The 20,871-nt window shown below is 72.3% G+C and carries 20 protein-coding genes; 1 reads left to right on the top strand and 19 read right to left on the bottom strand.

Going from position 1 to position 20,871, the window contains the following annotated elements:
- The 8 genes from JTN19_RS14535 to JTN19_RS14570 all read right to left on the bottom strand — a co-directional run.
- The coding region (locus JTN19_RS14535; protein ID WP_278008574.1) for a glycosyl hydrolase family 28-related protein at nt 1–1,534 on the bottom strand (1,534 nt) is incomplete at its 3' end.
- Nucleotides 1,531–3,966: a hypothetical protein gene (locus tag JTN19_RS14540; protein ID WP_206934111.1), complete on the bottom strand. Its 2,436-nt coding sequence runs from the start codon at nt 3,964–3,966 to the stop codon at nt 1,531–1,533. The genes JTN19_RS14540 and JTN19_RS14535, both read right to left, overlap by 4 nt.
- Nucleotides 3,966–7,316 (bottom strand): zeta toxin family protein, encoded by a 3,351-nt coding sequence (locus JTN19_RS14545; RefSeq protein ID WP_206934113.1) that lies wholly within the window; start codon nt 7,314–7,316, stop codon nt 3,966–3,968. Before JTN19_RS14545 ends, JTN19_RS14540 begins: the two co-directional genes overlap by 1 nt.
- Nucleotides 7,313–10,372, bottom strand: a complete 3,060-nt coding sequence (locus JTN19_RS14550; RefSeq protein WP_206934115.1) for a transglycosylase SLT domain-containing protein — start codon at nt 10,370–10,372, stop codon at nt 7,313–7,315. Before JTN19_RS14550 ends, JTN19_RS14545 begins: the two co-directional genes overlap by 4 nt.
- On the bottom strand, nt 10,372–10,932 hold the full coding sequence (locus JTN19_RS14555) for a hypothetical protein (protein ID WP_206934117.1): 561 nt from the start codon (nt 10,930–10,932) through the stop codon (nt 10,372–10,374). Before JTN19_RS14555 ends, JTN19_RS14550 begins: the two co-directional genes overlap by 1 nt.
- Nucleotides 10,932–12,677: a hypothetical protein gene (locus JTN19_RS14560; protein ID WP_206934119.1), complete on the bottom strand. Its 1,746-nt coding sequence runs from the start codon at nt 12,675–12,677 to the stop codon at nt 10,932–10,934. The genes JTN19_RS14555 and JTN19_RS14560 overlap by 1 nt, the downstream gene beginning before the upstream one ends.
- Entirely contained in the window at nt 12,674–13,306 is a 633-nt protein-coding gene (locus tag JTN19_RS14565; protein WP_206934121.1) for a hypothetical protein, read from the bottom strand. The genes JTN19_RS14560 and JTN19_RS14565 overlap by 4 nt, the downstream gene beginning before the upstream one ends.
- 16 nt (nt 13,307–13,322) lie before the next feature.
- Nucleotides 13,323–13,508 (bottom strand): hypothetical protein, encoded by a 186-nt coding sequence (locus JTN19_RS14570; protein WP_206934123.1) that lies wholly within the window; start codon nt 13,506–13,508, stop codon nt 13,323–13,325.
- Here JTN19_RS14570 and JTN19_RS14575 point away from each other — a divergent pair.
- Nucleotides 13,507–13,671, top strand: coding sequence for a hypothetical protein (locus JTN19_RS14575; RefSeq protein ID WP_206934125.1), 165 nt, complete (start codon nt 13,507–13,509; stop codon nt 13,669–13,671). The genes JTN19_RS14570 and JTN19_RS14575 overlap by 2 nt on opposite strands.
- On the opposite strand, the gene JTN19_RS14580 is transcribed toward JTN19_RS14575, so the two are convergent.
- The 11 genes from JTN19_RS14580 to JTN19_RS14630 form a co-directional block, all read right to left on the bottom strand.
- A complete protein-coding gene (locus JTN19_RS14580; RefSeq protein WP_206934127.1) occupies nt 13,649–14,305 on the bottom strand; it encodes a structural protein in 657 nt (218 codons plus the stop codon). The genes JTN19_RS14575 and JTN19_RS14580 overlap by 23 nt on opposite strands.
- Complete coding sequence (locus tag JTN19_RS14585) at nt 14,302–14,586, bottom strand: DUF6127 family protein (protein ID WP_206934129.1); 285 nt, start codon at nt 14,584–14,586, stop codon at nt 14,302–14,304. Before JTN19_RS14585 ends, JTN19_RS14580 begins: the two co-directional genes overlap by 4 nt.
- Entirely contained in the window at nt 14,586–14,849 is a 264-nt protein-coding gene (locus tag JTN19_RS14590; protein ID WP_206934131.1) for a hypothetical protein, read from the bottom strand. Before JTN19_RS14590 ends, JTN19_RS14585 begins: the two co-directional genes overlap by 1 nt.
- A 9-nt stretch (nt 14,850–14,858) precedes the next feature.
- The gene (locus JTN19_RS14595; RefSeq protein WP_206934133.1) at nt 14,859–16,127 is read right to left on the bottom strand and encodes a hypothetical protein; all 1,269 of its coding nucleotides are present in this window, start codon (nt 16,125–16,127) and stop codon (nt 14,859–14,861) included.
- Nucleotide 16,128: 1 nt separating this feature from the next.
- Nucleotides 16,129–16,461 carry a hypothetical protein gene (locus JTN19_RS14600; RefSeq protein ID WP_206934135.1) on the bottom strand — a complete coding sequence of 111 codons (333 nt, stop codon included), beginning with the start codon at nt 16,459–16,461 and terminating at the stop codon, nt 16,129–16,131.
- Nucleotides 16,462–16,546: 85 nt separating this feature from the next.
- Nucleotides 16,547–16,855, bottom strand: coding sequence for a hypothetical protein (locus JTN19_RS14605; RefSeq protein ID WP_206934137.1), 309 nt, complete (start codon nt 16,853–16,855; stop codon nt 16,547–16,549).
- A 4-nt stretch (nt 16,856–16,859) separates the two neighbouring features.
- Entirely contained in the window at nt 16,860–17,687 is an 828-nt protein-coding gene (locus tag JTN19_RS14610; protein WP_206934139.1) for a phage capsid protein, read from the bottom strand.
- Nucleotides 17,688–17,909: 222 nt separating this feature from the next.
- Entirely contained in the window at nt 17,910–18,737 is an 828-nt protein-coding gene (locus JTN19_RS14615; protein ID WP_206934141.1) for a capsid assembly protein, read from the bottom strand.
- Nucleotides 18,734–18,964, bottom strand: a complete 231-nt coding sequence (locus JTN19_RS14620; RefSeq protein ID WP_206934143.1) for a hypothetical protein — start codon at nt 18,962–18,964, stop codon at nt 18,734–18,736. The genes JTN19_RS14615 and JTN19_RS14620 overlap by 4 nt, the downstream gene beginning before the upstream one ends.
- On the bottom strand, nt 18,961–20,598 hold the full coding sequence (locus JTN19_RS14625; RefSeq protein WP_206934145.1) for a portal protein: 1,638 nt from the start codon (nt 20,596–20,598) through the stop codon (nt 18,961–18,963). The genes JTN19_RS14620 and JTN19_RS14625 overlap by 4 nt, the downstream gene beginning before the upstream one ends.
- Nucleotides 20,595–20,864, bottom strand: coding sequence for a hypothetical protein (locus JTN19_RS14630; protein ID WP_206934146.1), 270 nt, complete (start codon nt 20,862–20,864; stop codon nt 20,595–20,597). The genes JTN19_RS14625 and JTN19_RS14630 overlap by 4 nt, the downstream gene beginning before the upstream one ends.
- Nucleotides 20,865–20,871: the final 7 nt, after the last annotated feature.

Raw genomic sequence — 20,871 nt, forward strand, 5'->3', positions numbered from 1 at the left:
CCAACTGGAAGGCGGTGGGCGAAAGCGGCGAGAAATCCTTGGTCAGGTTGTTGACAGTATTCCCGACGATCCGCGTGCGGGGCGCGCCAGACAGCACGATGGCGATGCTGGACACCTTGCCCGTGACGCTCACGAAGTCCCACTTATAGAAAAGGTTATTCAGTATCATCACGTCAAAGAAGTCGGTCAGCGTGATGATGTCGCGGAAGCAATTCATGTGGCACCCGGCCACCACGAAGTAGGGATACTGTATGCCGCCCTCGGTGATGGCCACCACGCCCCGCGTGCACTGCACGAAGGTGCAACCCTCCAGGCGGATACCCTCATGGTGCCCGGATGCCAGCACGGCATCTGCGCAGCTGTAGATCTGTACATTCGACAAGATGCTATCGGTCGGGGCGCTGGTGGCGCCGCTTTCCACCAGGCGGATGCCATAGAGCATGGTGTTGTTGCCGCTCTCGCTCCAGGACGTCTGGCGACCGGCGATGAAGATGTTCTCCAGGAGCGGGCGGTGGACATTGGTCAGCAGGATGCCGCGCCTCCAGCCATTCTGCTGCCAGGCGATGCCCAGCGCGTCGGCCAGGTTCCCGCGCACCTCCACGTCGCGCAGCGCGCAGCGATGCTGCACGCGGGCAAAGGTCGCATCATTTTCGCTGAACTGGATATGCAGGGCATTGCCCTGGTCCGTCTGGGACGTCATCAGCGACAGCCCCTCGATATGCACGGGCTGCGTGAAGTTATTATTGTTGATGTGCAGCGCCGTCTGGTCCGTGCCGAGGCCCTGCCACAACAGGATCGAGACGCCGACGCCGGCGCCGATCAGGGTGAGGGCCTTGTTGATGAGCACCACCGGCCCCGTGATGACATGCACGCCCGGCGGCACATACAGCACCCCGCCATGTTCCAGTGCGGCCTTGGCGCTCGGGAAGTCACGGATGCTCGGCATGGCGCCGAAGCGGTCCGCCAGCAATTGCGGCGTGGGCGTGCCGGTGGCCACCACCTGGGCTAGGCTGGCATCGCCGGTCAGCGACGACCCGGCGCCAGGGATGGGCTGCACGGTCGGCCGCCCTTGGGCATCGAAGGCCAGCAGGCGGTTGGCGCGCTGGGCCGGCGGCGGCAGGGGGGACGCGGTGCCTTCGTTGAACGGCAGGCGCAACGCGCTGGCCTGGCCGGCTTCGAGCTGCTGCTGGCTGATGACGATGCGGTTGAGCTCGTCATTCAGGCTGCGGGCCGGCAGGGCGCCGCCGTCGTCAAACTGCGTGCTGCGCGCCAGGGGCTGGATGCTGCGCACCACCAGCAGGTCTCCGGCCTGGGCGGGGGCGGTCAAGGTGGCGGCGCCGCCTTCCTGCGTCCCCACGCCGGACAGGGTGTAGTCCGCCGGATTGTTGAGGGTGACCAGCAGGCTGGCACGCTCACGCTGCACCTGAATGTCCGAGGCCTCGTAGAACGGGAACGGAACGGGCAGCACGGTTTCCCCGCCCGTCATCACATAGTCGCGGCGCCGCGTGCTGGCGGGAATGGTGGTGATGCTCATGGGGTGCCTCCAAGGATGGGCGCGGCGCTGGGGGCGCGGCCGGGGCTGCTCTCGCCCGGGCGCCACCAGAATTCCTGGTTGAAGTCGCGGTAGGCCCGGCGCTCCATCTGCCGGAAGCGGCGGGCGGCGTCGGGGTCGAGCATTTCTTGCAGCTGATCCCAGACCATGCGGTCCATGGCGGCGCGGGTGTACCAGAGGGAGGTGCCGGGCGCGTTCCGCCGCACGAAGCGCGCCAGGTCGCCGCCGAAGCTGCGCTCCTTCTGGTCATCGCCCAGGGCCTGGATGTTCATGCCGCCGATGCGCGCCAGGTCATCCACCAGCCCGCCGATCGGCCCGCCCACCGCGTTCATGTAGAAGCTGCTGTCCGCGCGGCTGACGCTGGTGAACAGGAAGTCGCCCAGCAGGCCGCCGCCGCCGCCCTGGGCGAAGGCTGCCGCCCAGAACTTCCAGTCCGTCATGTCGCGCGGGTCGCGCCCCTGGCTGATGGCCTTCAGCTGCATGGCGGCCGCACCCATCAGCGTCATGCCCACCATGAAGCTGGCCAGGTAGCGGCCGAAATCGCCGCCCTGTCGCGCCGCGTCCATGCCGCGCGCCAGGTGCGTCGTCATGATGGCGATGGGAAAGCTCTTGTATTGCATGGCGGAGCGGATCAGCTCGCCCTCGATGGTGCCGCGGCGGGTGCCGCGCAGCGTCAGCGAACGCTCGGCCGCGCCGGGCTCGGGAATGGCAAAGCGGGCCTCGGCATTCACCGCCTCCAGGATCCTGGTGGCCGCCTCCACCGCGTCGGGCGCACCGCTGCGCGCCACCTGGTCGGGGCTGATGATGCTGACGCCGCGCTCGGTCAGCAGGCCATGGGCGCGCACCGTGTCCCACTGCGCGTCCGTTACGCCATAGCGGCGCAGCGCGGCCTGCAACGGCGCGTCGAGCTGGGCCAGCGGCCGCGTGGCCTGGTCCGCCAGGGTGCCCAGGAATTCCAGGCTGAAGGCGTTCTTGCCTGCCTGCGTGTGGGGCGACAGCAGGGAGACGCGCATGACCAGGTCAGCCACGCGCGTGCCGATGCCCACGCCCTGACTGTCCGCCAGGAAGCGCACCCCGCCGCTGGCGCGCGTCACCCATGCCTCGGCCACGATGGCGCCCCGCACGGCCAGGGCGCGGTCGGCGGCATTGGCCGGGTTCATCTGGGCCAGGTAGTTTCGCAGCACGCGCGCACCGCTCAAGCCGTTCCAGCTGGCCGCCTGGCGCATGCTGTTCAGGTCGCTGGTGCTGGACAGGAAGGCGCTGCCCAGCTGCGCGCTGGTCAGCACGGCGCGCACCTGGTCCATGAAGTTGGCCAGGGTTTCGCTCACGGGGCTGCTGGCGCGGCCGGAGACGTGATCCCAGGTGCGCGTGATGGCCGCCTCGGCGCCGCTGGCGTTGGGCGGGTCCGCGCGCTTGGCCACGTCGGTCAGGTACCGCATGGCCCAGTCCGGGTTCGGGCCCAGGATCTCCAGCATGGCGATGTCACGCGCCATGCCATCCACATGCCCGGTCAGCAGGTCGAAGATCCCGGCATCCCCCGCACCGAAGCGGCGGTTGGCGTCCAGCCACGCCTCGCTGCTCTGCCAGTCGAAGGCGCGGGCGGCGCTGCGGCTGTTGGCCAGGCTGGCCTGGCCGGTCTGCTGGCCCGGCACCAGGTCGGACAGGCCGTTGGTGCTGATGCGGTTCCAGGCCTGGCTGATGATTTCCTTGGCGCGGTCGCCGGCGACGGCCTCGCCCGTGTCCAGGTCCCGGATCACCACGCGGCCGGCGGCCAGCGCATCCTCCAGGTAGGTCACGAATTCGGCGCGGCCGGCGGAGCGCACCGCGTCACCATCCCACACCTGCGGCAGGCGCCAGGTCTGGAGCTGGGGCAGGTATCCGCCCGCCGCCTCGAAGCGGGTGCGCAGCCGCTCCACCGTGTCGGACCAGGCGCGGGTCAGGGCCTGCATTTCGGGGGCGCGGCTCTCGCCATAGAGGCCACGCACGAATTCCTGAAGCCCGGCCTTGTCGCGCCAAAGGCCCAGGAATTTCGCCCGGTAGCGGTCGAGCACCTCCACCATGCCGGCATGCGCCAGGCCACGGATGGCGCGGGCGCGGCCCTCGACATTGGGGCCGAAGTCGCGGCCCCGCAGGTCGCGCGCCAGTAGGGCTTGCGTACCTGCGGCGGGGCCAGCAGGGTGGGCCTGCTGCCGGGCCAGGGCCTCGGCCGTGCGCTTGACACGGGCGGCGGTCTGGCGGGTGTGGCGCGCCGCCGCGTCCTGCATTTCCTCCGCCACCTTGGCGATGGCGTCCGTTTCGGACAGGCCCTTGCCGGTCAGCTCGTCAATGCGGGCGGAGGCCTCGCGCGCGCGGGTGGCGGACATGCGCCCGGCGGAGACGGCGGCCTGGAAGCACTGGTTGATGTTGCTGGCCATCAGGCGGCGCCCCCGAACATGCAGGCCAGGGCTTCGCTGGTTTCGCGCTGGAAGTCTTCGGCCTCGTCCAGCAGCTCGCGCGCGCCGCGCGTGGCGCCGTCGGGACCATCGGGCACGGGCACATCGCGCTCGGCCGCCACGCGGCGGGCCTCGGCCAGGGCGGCGGCGTCGGTCTTGTCGCCGCGCCGCGCGGCCAGCTCGGCCTCCACCAGGTTCAGGCGGCGGGCGGCCACCACGGCCGCGTCATCCGGCGTGGGCTCGAAGCGGTGGACGGGGCCGGCCTCGGCCTCCTCTCCAGCTCGGGCGGCGGGCCCTTCGCCTGCTACGCGGTCGGCTTGGCTTCCCTCCGCGCCACCTCGGCCAGGTACTTCTGATGGGCGCGCGCCCTCGCCTGGCGTTCGATCTCCTCGAACTCGTCCCAATTCGGCAAGCGCGTCGATGCCTTCGACGAGGCGGGGGGGCTCTCCGTCCGGGACATCGGTTCGGTATCGGACATGCGTGTCCACCTCTCCCTTGAGGGCTTCATAGGTTCGGATCGGCCGGTCGCCGACCTTGTTGACGATGTAATCCAGGGGAACATAGCGCCCGGTCTCGCGGAAGCGGGCAATCGCCCTGTTCGCTGCTGCCTCAATCGGCAGCTCAACCAGCACCAGATGAACGTTATAGCCAGCCCGCCTCATCTCCGCAATATCTGCGCGCAGCCCATCCGGGTCGCGGCCCACGAGCGGCAGTGCCAGGTTGTCGCCACGAAGCTTGGCCGCCATCATCATCTCGGCGGCCAGCTCGGCGCTTTCGGCATGCACCGCTTGCGCGCCCAGGCCGCCCTGGAACTCGGGCATCCTTGCCTTGATGTCGTCGCTGTCCACCACCAGCGCGCCCACACGGCGCGCCAGCGGCTCCAGCACGGTGGACTTGCCGGCCGCCGGCGGGCCGATCACGAACCAGGCCTGGCGCTCTTGCCTGACCGAGACCCGCGCCCGCCGATCGGCTTCAACTTCCTGCAACCAGCGCAGCTGGTCCGGGCGGCGCGCGGGGTCCGCCGGATCCGTGGGAGGGTGCCGCAGCGGGTTCGTCGCCAAGGCATCGGCCGCCGCGACATCAGGCGGGAGGGGGTCGCCGATCCGCCACGCCATCCCGTCGGCGTCGCGGCGGGCCACGGCCGCCAAGCGGTCACCGGGCCGCACCGGAGGAAGGTCGAACAGCCCGCCACCAGGCTGCGTGTCCATGGCCGCGTCAATGTAGCCCTCCAGGCGCTGCGTCAGGCGGTTGCGGGGCAGGATGGGGCCCTGCATGTCCGGGTCGCGGTGGAAGCTGGCCAGCAGCGCGCGGGTGGTGTCGGTCGGCTCCACGCGCTCGATGTCGGCCTGGCTCAACAGGTCCCGCACGCTCTGGCGGGTGCGGCGCGCATCGTTCAGCAGGCGGGCGGCGGCCACCAGGTCGGCCGTCACGTCCATGGCGGGGTCAATCTCGCCGCGCGCGGCGGCCGCGCGCATCCGCGCCCAGGCGCCGGCCACGTCGCGCAGCGCCCCGGCCAGGGCGCGCATGCCGTCATTCTGCCCCCCCAGCAGCACGTCCAGCAGCGGCCCCAGCTCCTCCCCATAGGCGCGGCCCAGCAGCGCATCCCCCACGCGCTGCACGCCGGCGGGGTTCAGCCGGCCCTGGGCGTCCAGCAGCCCGGTGCGCTCGGCCGGGCCCAGCGCCTCCAGGAAGCGCCGCACGAAGGGCGCATTGGCCACGCTGTCCACATCGCCCCCGCGCCAGAGGGGCAGCGCATCCTCCACCAGGCGCGCGTCGTCGCGGGCGCGCTGGGCCTGGCCGGCCTCGGCCGTGGCGCGGGCATTGGCCTCGCGCACGAAGGCGGCGCGCTCGGCCGGGGTCATGGCCGTGACGCGCTCGGCCACCACCACCGGGGCGCGCATGCCCTCCACGTCGTAGCCGCGCGCGGCCAGGGTGGCGCGGTAGGCGGCGGCCTGCTCGGCCAGGGCCGGGTCACCATAGACGCGCATCAGCGCGGCCACCCGGCCATTGCCGCTTTCCACCACCAAGTCGGGGCCGATGATGGGCGCGCCGCTGCCGGCCTCGGTGTTGGGCAGCAGGCGTTCCGGGATCAGCCGGGCCGCGATCTCGCGCACCTGGTCTTGCAAGGGCGCCTCGCCGCGCGGGCGGGGCTGGATGCCCTCGTCATGGGGATAGGCGGGGTTGCGGGCGCCGTCAGGTCCGTGGCTGGGCACCAGGCTGTCCAGCTCCACCACGCGCGCCTCCACCAGCACGCCGCGTCCGGTGGGGGTGAAGGCGAAGAAGCGCTGGCCGGGGCCCATGTCGGCCGTGGCCTCGGCCAGCCGCGCCTCGCGCTCGGTGGCCAGGCGGGACGGGGCGGGCGGGTCCATCGCCACGCGCGCCGGCTGGCCCTGGGCCACGTCCTGCACGGCGCGGTCCAGCGCGCGCAGATGCTCGGCCGCACCGGCCGGGCCGCCGGGGTTATAGCCCTGCTCCAGCAGCTGCGTGCGGGCGGCGGCGGCGGCGTCGGCGGCGGCTACGCCGGCCGGGGTGTCGGGCAGGCTGCGCCCGGCCAGCAGGCCCAGCACGCCGCGCAGCCCGCCGCCGATGAGGGCGCCGCCGGCGGCGGCCATGCCGATCTGCTGCGCGGCCTCGCTTTCCAGGCCCAGGCTGCGGCGGTAGGGGTCCGCGCGCAGCTCCACCACCGCTTGCGTGCCGCCGGCGATGGCGCCCTCGATGGCGGCGGTCCGCACCACCGCGCCCAGCAGGCTGGCGCCGATGCGCCAGGGCGCGCCCACGGGCAGGGTGGACACCTGCATGGGGTCCGTGAAGATGGCCGCCGCTTGGCCCAGGAAGGCGCCCAGGCCACCGCCCATGTCGTCGCCTGCCCGGTTGAGGCGGCGGGCCTCCAGCGCCGCCTGGCGGGCCCGCACATCCAGCATGGCGGCATTGGGGTAGAGTTCCGCCGCGTCGCCGTTTTCCTCCTGGAGGCGGCGGGCGGCGGCATCCCAGGCCGCCAGGCGCCGGTCGCGCTCCGCCTGGTCCTGGCGGCCCATGATGACGCCGGCCGGGCTGGGCAGCGTCTGGGTGAAGACGCGGCCCACATCGGCCACGAAGTTGCTGCCGGGGCCCACGTCATAGGGGTTCTCGACGGCCACCCCGGCGCTGCGGAAGGCCTCGGCCGCCTGCTCGAACTGCGCGCGGAGGTTGCCTTCCTCGGAAAGCGAGCCGTCGATGGACTGCGTGGCGTCGAAGGCCGGGCCGAAGCGGTCGCTGATCGTGCGCGGGTTGGTGGGCAGCGGGTTCAGCGCGGCCTGGGGCGTCCGGGGCCGAAGGGTGAAAAGGTCGCTCATGGCTCGGCCATTGGCGCCGACGGCATCATGCGGCCGGAGGGGCGGCGGGTCGCGGGCGCGGCCGGGCCTGCCGTCTCGGCCGGCGCCGCGCCGTTCAGGTCCAGCACGAAGGGCCGCCGGCTGCCCGCGGGGGCCTCGCGGTCCAGCACCTCGCGGCCGTGCCAGCCCAGGACGTAGCGGCCAGGGCCCACGGCCTCCAACGTGAAGCCGCCGCGCGCGATCATGCCGGGCGTGATGGGCGTGCCATCGGCCGCCATGGCGCCGGCCAGCCGCTCCGCCGGCAGGCTGGCCATCACGTCGCGGAACCGCTCGGGCGCCATGCCAGGGGGCAGCAGCACGGTCTGACCGGAGTAGCGCGCCACGGGCACCAGGCGCTCCAGCGCCTCGTTGAAGCGGCCGGGGTCGAAGCGGCCGGACCCCAGCGCGCCGGCATCGGAGATCCCGGCGGCATAGATGGCGCGGGCGGCGGAAAGGGCCTGGCTGCGCACGTCAGGCGCGCGCGCCAGGGCCGCGCCCAGATGCGCGTCCAGCCGCGCCTCCATCTGCGCTGCCGTCTGGCCGGGCATGGGGTTGTCGCGCAGCACATGCACCCCACGCAGGATGCGCCGGCTGGTGTCGTCGCCGCGCCCGGCGAGGCCGATGGCCACCGCCACCGCCTCCCGCCGCTCGCCCTGAAGGCCCCCCTCCATGCGCAGCCCGCCCACCAGCCGCGCGGCCTCCTGCGCGCCCACGCCCTGCACCAGCAGGCGCAGCGCGCCCTCGGCCGCGTCGGGGTCGGCCGCGTCCAGGATGCGATCGAACAGGGCCTGCACCATCGGCTTGGGCAGGGCGCGGCGCTGCGCCTCGGGCACGCCGATCTGCGCCTGCTCGTCCAGCAGGCGGTTGGCCAGGGCGGTCAGGGCGGCGGGGTTGGTCAGGGCCTCGCGCGCCAGGGCCTGGGCGTCCTGGCTGCCCGCCAGGGCATAGGCGGCCGCATCCTCGCGCACCGCGCGGTCCCGTGCCTCGAAGGCCTCGGACAGCACGCGCAGCCGGCGGGCGTTCTCGGAGGCCTCGGCGCCCCGCACCGGCAGGTTGGCCCGCGCCGCCTCCCGCTCCTCGGGCGGCAGGCGCTCGGCCTCCTGGCGCAGCCGCGCCAGCTCGGCGGTCAGCGCTAGGTTGCGGTTGATCTCATCGCGCCGCTCAGGCGTCAGCCCGGCCGCGCGGGCCTCGGCCTCGGTCAGCGCGCCGGCGCGGCCGGTGGCGGCGGCTTCGGCTTCCAGGTCGCGCACGCGCTCGACGGCGGCCGCGCCCTCCACCTGCACGCCGCGCGCGGCCAGGCTGTTCAGCAGCTGCACGGCGGCGGCCGGGTCCGCGGCGAAGGCGGGCGTGCCGGGGGCGAACTGCGCGGCCAGGCGGGCCAGCTCGGCCGGGTCCGTCGTGTCGCGTGCGGTGCGGGTCGCGGCATAGCGTTCCACCGCCGCCTGCTCCCGCGCGGCCAGCTCGGCCGGGTCTTGCCCCGCGCGCTCGATCAGGTCCGGCGGCAGGATGTGCAGCGGCCGGCCCTGGGCTGCGATGGCGTTCATGTTCTCGGTCACCAGGCGGCCCAGCTCGGTGCGGGCGGCGCCGCGCACCTCGTTGGTGGCCTGCAACTCGCTGGCGTGCAGCGCGCGCAGCCGGCCGGCGATGCCGCGCGCCTCCTCGCTGGTCAGCACCTGGCCGCCCTCGATGGCGGCGGGCAGCAGGGTGGCCAGGTAGTTCCGCGTCTCGGCGGGCAGCAGCCCGCCCGCGCGCTCGGCCTGCTCCACGCGGCCGGGGCCGGCATTGTAGGCGGCCAATGCCTTGGCCATGTCGCCGCCGAAGTGGTCGCGCAGCCGGGCCAGATAGGCCGCGCCCCAGGGGATGGCCTGGGCCGGGTCATTCAACGCGGCCTCGGGCAGCGGCGGCATGCCGAAGCCCGGGTCCCGCGCGGTAGCGGGCATGATCTGCGCCGGACCACGGGCGCCGGCGGGGCTGGTGGCGCCGGCGCGGCCACCACTTTCCAGGCCGATCAGCGCGGCCAGCAAACCGGGCTCCAGTCCATTGGCTTGGGCGGCCTGCTGGATGATGGGCGCCCAGGCAGAGGGCAGGCGCGCGGCCAGCTGCTGGGGCGTGGCCAGCACGCGGCCGGCGGCGGCATTGCGCTGCGTCCAGGTGCCGCCGGGCATGGTGGCTCCCTGCTCGAAGCGGTCAATCCATTCGGTGCCGCCGCCGGCGGCGCGCCAGGCGCCCACCACCAGCGCCTCGCGCCCCGCCTGGCGCAGCCGCTCGGACCGCTCGGCCAGCTGCGCCACGGACAGGGCGCCGGCCCGCGTCGGGTCCGGGCCATAGGCTCGGCCGTTCAGCGTGAAGCCCTCGCGCGGGCCCAGCGCGGCCAGCTCCGCCAGGGCCTGGGCCTCCTGGTCGGCCAGGGCGCGGGCGGCGTTGGGGTCCACCAGGGCGCGCTGGCCGCTCTGCTGAATGCCGGCCAGGCGGCCGGGCAGCGCCTCCATCCAGGTGGCCACGGCCTGGTCGCGCACCGCGCGCTCCTGCCGCTCGCGGATGTCGCCCAGCTGGGACAGGGCCAGGGTGTCGAAGCCCGTGGCGAAGCGCACGCCGATGCGGGTGGGCAGCGCCGCGCGGGTGGTGTCGCGCCAGGCCTCGGCCGCGCGCATGAAGGCCTCGGGGTCCTGCCGATGCTCCAGCGCCAGGCGGGACAGCTCGGTGCGGGCCTGCACCTCCAGCGTGCGGCTCGCGCTGTCCACCGCCGCGCGGTTGAAGGCGCTGCGGTAGATGATGCCGCCGCCCTCCATCAGCGTTCCGGGGTTCTCGGCGCCCGCCCGCGTGCCAGCCTCCCATGCGGCCTCCTCGGCCGTGAAGTCCGCCTGGCGGTTCAGGTCGCGGCCGATGCTCTCGATGGTGGCGCGCAGCCCGCCGATGGCCTGGGCAGCGTTGGGCATGGCCCCCGTGTCCACGCGGGGCGCGATGGCCTGGGGCGTGGCGTTCTGGCCGGGCAGGCGGGGCGCGGTCAGGTCCGCGCCGCGGAGAGGGGGGCGGGCCATCAGCGGCTGCTGCTGCTGTTCATGCTGGGAATGGCCAGGCCAGCGCCACCCGCGCCGCCTGTGCTGCCCGGAAACCGGTTGTAGGCCCCGATGCCACCCTGAAGCAGCGTCACACCCGCGCCGATGTAGCCCGCCGTCTGCGTGGCGCTGGCCTGGCCCTGCAACAGCGTGGCGCGGATGCGGCTATCGGCCGCGCCCAGGCGGGCGCTGCTGGCGCGCAGCGCGGCATTGGTCTCGACCGTGCGGCCCTCACGCAGCGCGTCCTGCTGCGTGTCCTCGGCCACCACGGCGGGCGTGCCCTCGTCCTGCACCAGGCCGGCGGCGGCATAGCGGGCGTTCTGCGCGCCCAGGGTGCGCAGCAGGTTGCGGCGCACGTCCAGCGCCTCGGCCGCGCCGCGGTTCTCCTCCTGCCGCGCCTGAAGCATCTGCAACTCGCCCTGGAGGCGCTGCTGGTCGGCCTGGATGCGCATGGCGCCGGCCTGCTGGTTGGACTGCATGATCCCCAGGCCGGCGCTGGCGACGGAGGAGATGATCGTGCCGATGAGGAGTGCCTCGGCCATCAGGCATAACCCCCGGGTGCGATGGTCACGCCCACGGCCTGCACGGTCAGCGGCTGCGGCAGGTCGGCGGGCTGGGAAATGGTCAGGCTGGGCAGCTCCTGGAAGCCGGTCAGCCCGCGCAGCTGCACGTCGCCCGTGGTGGTGGGCGCAAGGGTGGTCGGGATTTCCTCGGTCAGCGGCGGGGCGGGCGGCAGGCCCAGGGTGCGAAGGTTCACGGGCGTGTTCCGCACCAGGAAGGGCCGGCTGTCGCGCACCCGCACGAAGGCGGAGACGATGCGCGCCTTGCGGCCCACCAGCGGCTCGCCCGGCAGGCGCGGCTCAATGGGCATGGTCTGCACCTCCACCGCGAAGCCCAGGCCCACCTCGGCATCGCGCGTCAGGCGCGGCAGGGTGACGGCGCCGCCCGACACGACGGCCTGGCCGGAAGGGTATCCATCCAGCACCAGCTGCACCGTGCGGCCATTGAGGTGCGAGAGGCCGGAGACGGTGCCGAAGGGCGTTGCGTTCGCCACGCGCACGGAATGGTCCAGAAGCCGGTCCTCGTCCCAGCGCACCACATGCACGGCGCCGTCGCGCTGCACCGCCAGGAACACCTGGCCGGAGGCCAGGGCGGCGGCGCTGCGCACGGTCCCGTTGCAGGTCCAGCGCGTGAAGGCGGCCACCTCCTGCTCGCGCAGCGTGGTCAGGACGGTCACGCCCTGGCCGTCGCTGTCGGGCAGCAGCACATGGTCCGCGTCGTCCATGCTGCTGCCCTTGCGCACCAGCACGTCGCGCGGGTCGCGGATCAGGTGCGGAGACAGCAGGGAAAGCAGGTCCGCGCGATAGGCCTGCTCCAGCTCCACGAAGATGAACTGGCGAAGGGCCGCGCCGCCGCGCTGCGGGAACAGCAGCGCGCCGTCCACCTCGCCCACCCGCGCGAAGCGGCGGATGCCGCGGCGCGTCTGCTCGGTGATGGCGATGTTGCGCGGCGTGATGGGCGGCGCGCTGGTGATGGCGTGCTCGGCGCCGCTCGTGAAGATCTGAAGCGCGCGGCCGGAAAACAGCTGGTGGATGGCGTTCAGCTGGTCGCTGTCGATGGTCAGCAGCAGCCCTTCATCGTCCAGCCCCGTGCCCAGCGCAAAATCGAAGAAGGCGGTCACGCGGCTGGCCAGCAGCGACGACGGGCGGGACCGCAGCCCGGCCAGCCACAGGCGCCCCTGGTGGAAGGTGCCGCATTCCGGCCAGCCGCGCGTGCTGCTGATGACGGGCTCATTGCCGCTGCCGAAATCCACCTCGGGGACGCTGGTCAGGGGCAGCGCGCCACTGGTCCAGCTGGTGTCCGAACCCGCCCGGAAGATGCGGTGCGGCGGCAGGTCCTGGTGCAGCAGGATCAGCGTGTCCGCGCTCTGCACCCAATTCAGGTTGGCGGCGATCGCGGCCGTCCAGGGCTGGCCCGTATAGGCGACCAGGAAGGCCCCATTGTTGTCCAGCACCGTGAAGCCGCCGGCGTAGAAGGCCAGGGTGTAGGTCTGCGTCACGCTGAAGGCGAAGGGGATCAGCCGCACCCCGTCCAGCGCGGCGGTGGGCAGGGTCACGCAATGCGCCAGGCCGGGGCGGCGCTTGAACCCGCCCTGGGGGATGACCAGCACGTTGCGCATGCGCTGCGCGCCCGCGAAGTAGCGCGCCTGGTCCGTGCGGGCGGTCAGCAGCGGGTCCAGCTCGCCGCCCGTGAAGCTGCTCTGGAGGGTGATGGCGCTCCGGCTCATCGGATGCGGCTGCCCTGGAAGCGCGCGGCCACCAGCACCGCGTCAGGGATGCGGCCGGGCGGCTGCTGCTGGCCATCGGCCTGGCGCGCCTTGGCCAGCAGTCCGCCCTGGGCCAGCTCGCCGGGGTTGCCATAGGCGGCCGTGTGCATCTGCTGGCGCAGACTGCCGGAGTTGGTGACGGGGATGGCCAGCTCGGACGCCAGGTGGTGCACCACGAAGCGGCGCAGCGGCGGGGACCAGAGGACGGGCGGCGCCGCGCGCTGATAGTCGATCCAGACGGCCTCCGCATCGGCCAGCAGGGTTTCGCCCTGGATCTCGTACTGCTCCAGGCGGGCCGCACCGGGGCCCTCGGTCTGCAAGGCGCCGCGCAGCACCATCACGTCGCCGGGCAGCTGGTAGGCGTAGCGCCACACGGTCAGGGGTGCGGAGACCAGGCGCACTAGGCGGGCCTTGGCCAGGGTGCAGCGCCAGGGGTGGATGGCCAGGCAATGCTCGGCGCCGGCGGGCACCAGGCGCGCGCAGCTGTTCGCCAGCTCGGTGCCCTCGGTGAAGGCCGTGATGCTGGTTTCGCCCAGCAGCGCCAGGGCCTCGTTGGCCAGGGCCAGGTTGTCGGCTTCGGTCAGCGCCATGCCGGCCCCCTTGGTGTCACCAGCCGCAGAGACGGCGGCCGGTCAGGTTGTGCGCGAGGATCTGGCGCGCGGTCTCACGGGTCACCACGTCCGCCTCCTCGTCGATCGCGATCGGCCTCCACGCCTGGCAGTCCACGGCGGGACCAGTCGCGGCGCAGCTCGGCAAGAGGATCGTCAGCAGCAGCAGCAGCACGGTCCGCATGGGCTCTTTCCGTTCCGGCATGGGCGCGCGCCTCGGCCTGGGCGGCGCGGGCTTCGGTGCGGGCTTCGCGGCGGCCCTTGGCCCACGCGCCCACGATGGCGACCAGGACGGCAACCAGCGCAGCCAGGGCGGCATAGAGGTCATGCATCGCGCCGCCTCATGATGATGATCAGGATGGCCAGCAGCACGAAGCCGGCCACCACGGCCACGCCCGTCCACTCGGGCAGCCCGGCCAAGCTCTGGACCATGGGCGCGGCCACCGTGGCCGCCATGGCCCAGCCGCCGGTTTCCAGGGCGGCACGGCCTGTTCCCGTCTGCGCGGCATCCTTGATCGTCGCCACCGGCCGCACCACGCCAGCGCGACGCAAGCCCTCGTCAATGGTGGCGTCATCGTAGGGATTGCCGCCCAGCTCCTTGCGGATGATCGCCTCCACCATCAGGCGCGCGTCCGCATAGGTGTGAAGGTCCAGCCGATCATCCGGGCCATGGCCGGGCAGGAACTCATCCACGAAGCGCACGTAGCTGCCCGTGCTGTTCTCGTTCGGCGGCGCCCAGCGGTTGACGATCCCGCGGATGGTCCGCAACCCGTGCCGGTCCTGGTAGGTCTGGAGCAGCAGCGCCAGCGCGCGGATGCCGTATTCGTGGCTGGTGAAGACGGCGAAGCGACGGCGCCCGCCATCGCGCGGCGTCGGCTCCAGCGGCGGGTCGGCCAGGCCTACCCAGCGGTTGGCGGGCACGTGGTCGATGTTTCCCGGGTTCTTGTTCCGGTAGCCGCGGGACTGCGTGGGGTCGCTCATCGGTCGTGTCTCCAGAACAGCATTGCCGCACCGGCCACCAGCGCCGCGAGGAAGGCAGTGGCCGTCAGGCGCGTCACGGTCTGCCAGAAGGTGCGGCGCGCCTCGCGGAAGTCGCGCAGCAGGCCGCGCAGGTCGCGCACGTCGGCGCCGGCGTCCTCGTCATGCAGGCCCAGCCGCTCCAGCGTCTGGCGCACCGCCTGCTTGGCGGCGCGGTCCGCCGCACGGTCCACCATGGCCGTCAGCAGCGGATCATCGGCCATCTGGCGCCCAGGCAGGTCCATCAGGCGCCCACCAGCCGGCCGACGATGGCAGGGTCTGCCTCCGTCATGTCCTCGGGGCACGCCATGGGAGCATCCGGCCGCACCTGCACGGCGAACATCATCACCTCGCCATCCACGTCCACCGCGCGCGGGCCGCCTTCCAGCGGCACCAGGGCGCCGATATCGCCGCCGATCTGCACGGCCGCATAGGCCGCCTGGGCTGCGGCGGCGGGCCCGAAAAACCCCTGCCACGCCCACGGTTCCGGTGTCGGTTGCTCGTCCATGTGCTGCTCCTATCCGGGCACGGCCGCGACGGCGGCCGGCAGGTTGGCTGCGGGGATCACGAAAGGCAGCGCGTCCAGATAGGCGAACTCGCCGAACATGGGCGCGGTGCCTGCTGCGTTGTTGCCGACGCGAAGCGTTGTCAGGCCGGGCGGGGTGCCTGTCGTGAGGCTCTGATTTGTGCCGCCGTCCAGATTGGCGACAAGCGTCGAGCCGTCCCATGTGATGCCGCCACGGAACAGCGTGCCGGGCGTCATGTTGCCCAGCGTCGGCATCAACGTCTGTGTTCCGCCGATGATGACGCCCGCCACGATGGCATCGGCAATATTGTTGCGATACGTGATGCGGTTGCCGTTCGTGCCGTCGTTGATATCCAGCACGGTCTGGCCGGGCGCGCTCAGCGCGCTTTGCGGGATCATGCAGGAAAACAGCACTGTGCCGACGCCGTTCGGAAACAGCGCCGCATATGCCGCCGTGAGGTTGTCCTGCCCGCGCGTGCTGGGGCCCGGAGTGCCGACAGGCGGCAAGATGGGCGTGCTGGCGAACGCCCCCAACTCCAGCATGTCCCAGCCGAAGTAGCTGTCCAGGTTGACCGCCGTCCCGGACGTGATGACCGGGTTGGGCGCCAGAGCCAGCGCGGGGCTGCCCCCGCCGCCCGGCACCGTCAGGCCCAGCGCGTAGCGGGCAAGCGTCGAAATCGGCGTGATATTGGCGCCAGTGACCGATACGCTGAACGTCTGCAAGCGAGGCGCCACGTTCGGGGTGCTGCCCCACCCGCCCAACGCCGAGAAAAACCGCGAAAAGGTGTAGTTCCCCGCCGCGACAGCCAGCGCCACAGTGCCGAGAAAGCGGCTGATGTTTGAGCCCGCAGTGCCCACAACCTGCACCCTGCGGCCTTGCGTGCCGTCGCGCGTCTCCTGCGCGAGATATGTCGTGATGGCCGGGTCGGTGCCCGCCGTGGCGTAGTTGGTGGGCAGCCCCGCACCAGACACCGGCTCCATGCGCGGGTTGGTCCAAAGGTTCGTGCGCTGCCCTTCGAGCAGCAGACGCCGCGCCGCGCCGCGGAAACGCGGCTGATCCGCGTCAAACTCAACCCATGTCGTGCCGTCAGCGCCGAGCGCCGTGGACCGCGCGCCGCCCGCCTGCGCCCGCGAAAAGGTGAGCAGCCCGCCGCCCGCCAGGGCGCCAGGCTGGATCAGCCGCACGCCGAAGTTGCTGGCACCGCCAGCGCCGGAAAGGGCGCTGAATAAGGACCAGCTTTCGGCTCCGATGCGCATCACGTCACCGGCTCATGCGGTAAGGAATGGGCGTGCCGCCATAGGTCACGCAGTACAGGCGGAACAGCAGCCCCGCCTCGCTGATGACGTTGGGCACATGCTGAAGCGCCGGCACGGTCCACAGGTTCGGCGCGCCGCTGGGCAGCCCCGCGACGTGCGCGGTGGCGCCGCCGTCGAAGCTGACCTCGAGCCGCACGCTGCCGGCGCCCGTGGGCCCGGCCGCCATGAGGAAGGGGCCGCCCATCTCCACCCACGGGCTGACCTGGTCGGCCGCCGTGAAGGTGCCCGTCACGCGGCTGGTGACGCGGTCGGGGGCGGTGGTGCTGGCCTGCGCCATGGCGTGCTCCGGTCCGGGATGCAGGGCCGGCCCACGCCTGGCCCAAGGTGGGGCGCGGGACGGCACCAGCCGCCCCGCCGCCGGGTCAGTCGGAGTTGGTCACCGTGCCGACGGTCACGTTGGACACGTCCACCGAGGTGGCGCTCTTGGTCATCACGATGTGCCGGCCATAGGTCTGCACGGCGCCGTTGGCGTCCACGACCACGACGTCGATCATGTCGCCCCGCTCCAGCAGCCCGCGCACCGGGTTGAAATAGCCCGCGGTGTCCACCGTCGCGTGTGCGTCCTGCGTGCGGTAGCTGAAGATCTGCGGCGCGCCGGGGCTGGCTTCGCCGCCGGCGCCCTTGCGGCCATGGCCGGAGACCATGGCGAAATTGTCAGCGATGAACGGCATGGGATCAGCCCTCCAGGCAGTCGATGCGGATGACGCCCAGCGGGTCGATCACCACGGCGCCCTCATGGATGCCCTTGTTGATCTGCCAGGCCTTCAGTTGGGGAAGCCAGTCGATCGCCGTGGGGTCCTCGCCGCCGATCGCCAGGCCCACCGCCTGGCGGTCGAAGCAGAACACCTGCCGGTCATTGCTGACCTTGGGCAGCCCGCCCTCGTCGCGGCTTTCCATGATGATCGGCGTGAAGCCGTAGAGCGGCCGCAGCTCGCCCGTCTGGGTCACGCTGCCATCGCCGAAGTCGCGGGAGCTGTGGCGGCCCTCGCCCATCACGTTGTCGTACTGCTCCGCGCCCATCAGGATGGTGCGGTTCTCGCGCGGGATGGCGCGATCCTCGAAGATGCGCGCGGCCTGGCGCAGCTTCGCGTCGGTCAGGCCGGCCGCACCCACCGCGATGGTGGCGCCGGAGAAGGCGGCCGCCATCGCGTCGATGATCAGCTGGTCCTCGCGCCGCGTGATGGAGTGGCCGATGGCCTGGGCCAGCAGCCCGCGCTCCTCGAAGTTCACGCGCTCCATGTCGCGCACGTCCACGTACTCGGTCGCTTCCCAGGCGGACAGCGTGGCCGTCGCCTTGTTGAAGTCGATGCCGATGGGCGTGCGCGGCTGCACGGGGCGGTGCGGCACGGCCACGCCCTTGCCGACGCGGCGGAAATCATGGGTGGTGCCGACGACGTTGGTGGCCACGCGGATGCGCGCGCGCAGCTTGCCGCCCATCTCATAGGCGGCCTTCACCTGGGCGTCGAAGGACTGCTGGAAAACCTTGGAGACGTAGATGGCCATGATGGACCCTCGGGGCGTTCGATGTTGGGGAACGTCGGCCGATTGGCCCGGGTGGGTGCCGCCTGCGGGCGCCGGCATCATGGCCGGGGCGCGTGGCGGGCCTTCGGGGTCCTGCCTGCTCGCCGTGGTCTGGCGGGGGTGTAAGGCCCCGCGCGGTCCGTGGCGCGCGGGGTGAGAATTACCAGGGCGGAATCGCCCGTTGCAATGTCAGATTTGGTGAAGTCAGAGGACGCCCTGCTTCTCCAGCTCCGCGATGCGCGCTTCGCCGCGCTTCACCATGGCCATGTCGTTGGTCTTGTAGCCCTCGGTCATCATGCGCTTGGCGTCTTCCAGGCTGCCCTTGCCGTCCTCCAGCGCCGTCACCGGGATGGGCTTTTCGCCCGTCAGCTGGCGCAGCTTGGCCAGGGCCCGCACGCCGTCCGCATTGGTGACGCCATAGAGGGCCTGGGCCTCCTCGCGGGACAGGATGCCGCGCTGCTCCAGCCCGCCCATCCAGCTCTTCACGTCGCGCAGCACGGCCGGGCCCTCGGGGCCCAGCCGCTTGATCTCCTCGGCGTAGCGCTGCTGGATCACTTCCGGGCTGGCGGTGGCCTGCTGCTGCTGCATGGCCTCGGCCAGCCGTGCCAGATAGGGCTTGGCCAGCGCCTCCAGCTGCGCCTGGGACAGGCCGTTCTCATGCGCGGCCTTCCGCACGTCGGACCAGAGGGGGTCATCCGGCTTCACAGCCTCGGCCGGCAGGCCCTCGATGGCGGGCAGCTTGTAGTCATCGGCCGCCTTCGGCACGTTCTGCGCGCCGCGGCTGATCTTCAGGCGCAGCTCGGCCACGGTGCGCGCCATCTGCTCGATGCGCGGCTCGCCCTTCTCGGCGTCCCAGAAGTTCTCCGGGATGTAGTCCGGCCGGCCCGGCTTGCCGTCCTCGGTGGGCGGCGGCGGTTCGCCGGCCGCGTCGAAGATGCTGCCGGGCGTGGCCGGCGGGGCGGCGGCCTCCGGCGGGGGCGCGCCCTCGGCGGGGGCGCCGGTGTCGGCGGGGGCGGTCTGGGTTTCGCTCATCGGCTGTTGTCCTCGCTCATGCGGATCAGTTCGGAGAGGATGGATTTGCGCCCCTCGCGCCAGGCGGTTTCCTCGAAACTCATGCCCGGCACGAAGCTCGGCTGGGCGCGCTCGGCCTCCAGGGCCAGCAGCAGGGCGCCATGCACCCGGTCATCCTGCATCGCATCGCGCAGCATCTGCCCGCGCGAGGGCTCGTTGGCGTAGCCAGGGGGCTTGGTGATGTTCATGCCGCCTGCCCCTGCTGGCCGCCCACGATCGCGGGCAGCACATTCCCCACGGCCTGGCCCACCACCGGGCTTTTCAGCAGCGCCTCCTCCTGCTGCGCCTTGGCCGCCGCTTCGTCCTCCGCCTTCAGCTCTTCATCGGTCGGGATCAGCTCCTCCCGCACGCCTGCGCGGCGCGCCACGAAGGGGCCCGCGCGTTTGAGGCTGACGGCATGGCGCAGCATGGCCTCGCCCGGCCGCCCCAGGCTGGCCAGGCTGCCCACCACGCCCAGCACCGCGTCCGCGTCGGCCTGGTTCTGCGCCTGGGCCAATGGGCTGGTGGGCTGCACGCGCACCAGGTCATCCTTCAGCACGTCCAGCAGGTCGGCCAGGGCCGGAATGCCCGCGAAGGCGCCGGCCTCGTCCAGGATGTCCACGCACCGCAGGATGATGGGCACCACCGCATCCGTGTAGAGCCGGCCGAAGGCGCCCGTGTCCGCTTGGAAGCGGCGGATGCGCTCCTGGATTTCCGTGGCGCTGACGTTGCTCTTGACCTCGGGCGGCAAGGGGTCATCGAACATCACCAGCCGCACATTGCTGCGCAGCCGGTCGGCCAGGCTTTCGGACAGGCGATAGTTCCCGGCCATGGGCAGGGCCGCCAGCGACGGTCCCAGGCTGCCGCCATTGCTCCGCACCGGGATGATGACGCCGGGCGCGATGCGCACCGTGTCCGGGTTCAGCACGCCGTCATCCACCCCCGTGAAAGCCGGCGTCACCTCGAAGCTGGCCTGCACCAGCGCCAGCTCCACCAGCTTGTTCAGCGTGCGGATGTCGGGCAGCGCCGTGGCCAAAGGCCCGCGCCCATAGACCTCGCCCGGCGCCTTGGCCCAGCGCGTGATGGCCCAGGGGTTGGTGCGATAGCTGCGCTCCACCAGCACCGCCTTGCTGCCTTCATGCACCAGGTACAGGCGCCAGTCCGCGGTCTCATGCTCATAGACCGTGGCTTGCAGCAGCTTTATCTCGCGCTCGGGGTCGCCCTTCTCGGCATCGGCCAGGGCCTGGGGCAGGTCTGTGATGTCGGGATAGGTGCGGCGGATCAGCCGGGCCGCCAGGGCCTGGTCGTTGAAGATGCCCTCCACGGCGCCGAAGGGCCCCTCGTCGAAGGCAATCTGGCCAGACGTAACCGCCTGGAAGCGCAGCAGGGGCGCGCCGCTGCGCCGCGTGGCGAGGCGGCCATTCTCCACCATCATGGCGCCGGCGCCGCCCGCCAGGTCCATGCCCCACTCGTTCACCACCTGGTCGAAGTTGGACGCATGGATGTGGCGGAACAGGATCTCGGTGGCCTGTTGCAGGGCGCCGCGCGCCACGCGGGCGGGATTGTCGTCCGGCTGTTCGGGCGGCAGGTCCAGCTGGGCCCATCGCTGCTGGGGCGGGAACAGCGCCTGCTGAAGGCGATTGGCGAAGCGGCCCGTGGCCACCACCGCCGTGCTGTCGAACACCTCGGCCTGGCGGTCCTCGCCCAGGCCGTAGCTGCTCCAGCTGTCGCGCTCCGGCATGGCGAACTTGTTGATGTCCGTCATCAGCGCGCGGAAGGCGTCGCGCTTGGTGCGGGCATTGGCGGCGCGCTTCAGCAGCGCCTCCAGCTTGGCCTCGTTCATGCGCCCAGCCTCCGCTTCAGGGTTTCGGTGCCGCGCGCCTCGGCGCTGTCCACGCCTTCCTCGTCGCCGCCCAGCAGGGCTATGCGGCCGCGCAGCGTGCCGGCCAGGGCGCGGTTGCGGGCCTCCTCCTGCGCGTCCAGGCGGGCGCGCTCGGCCGCGGTCTCGGCGCGCTGGCGCTCCACCAGCTCGTTCTGGCGGGCCAGCTCGGCCCGCTGCGCCTCGATGGCGCTGTTGTCCGCCTTCGGCGTGGTGAACAATCCACCCATGTCCTGT

This window comes from Roseococcus thiosulfatophilus (assembly GCF_017311575.1).
GTDB classification, from domain to species: Bacteria; Pseudomonadota; Alphaproteobacteria; order Acetobacterales; family Acetobacteraceae; genus Roseococcus; species Roseococcus thiosulfatophilus.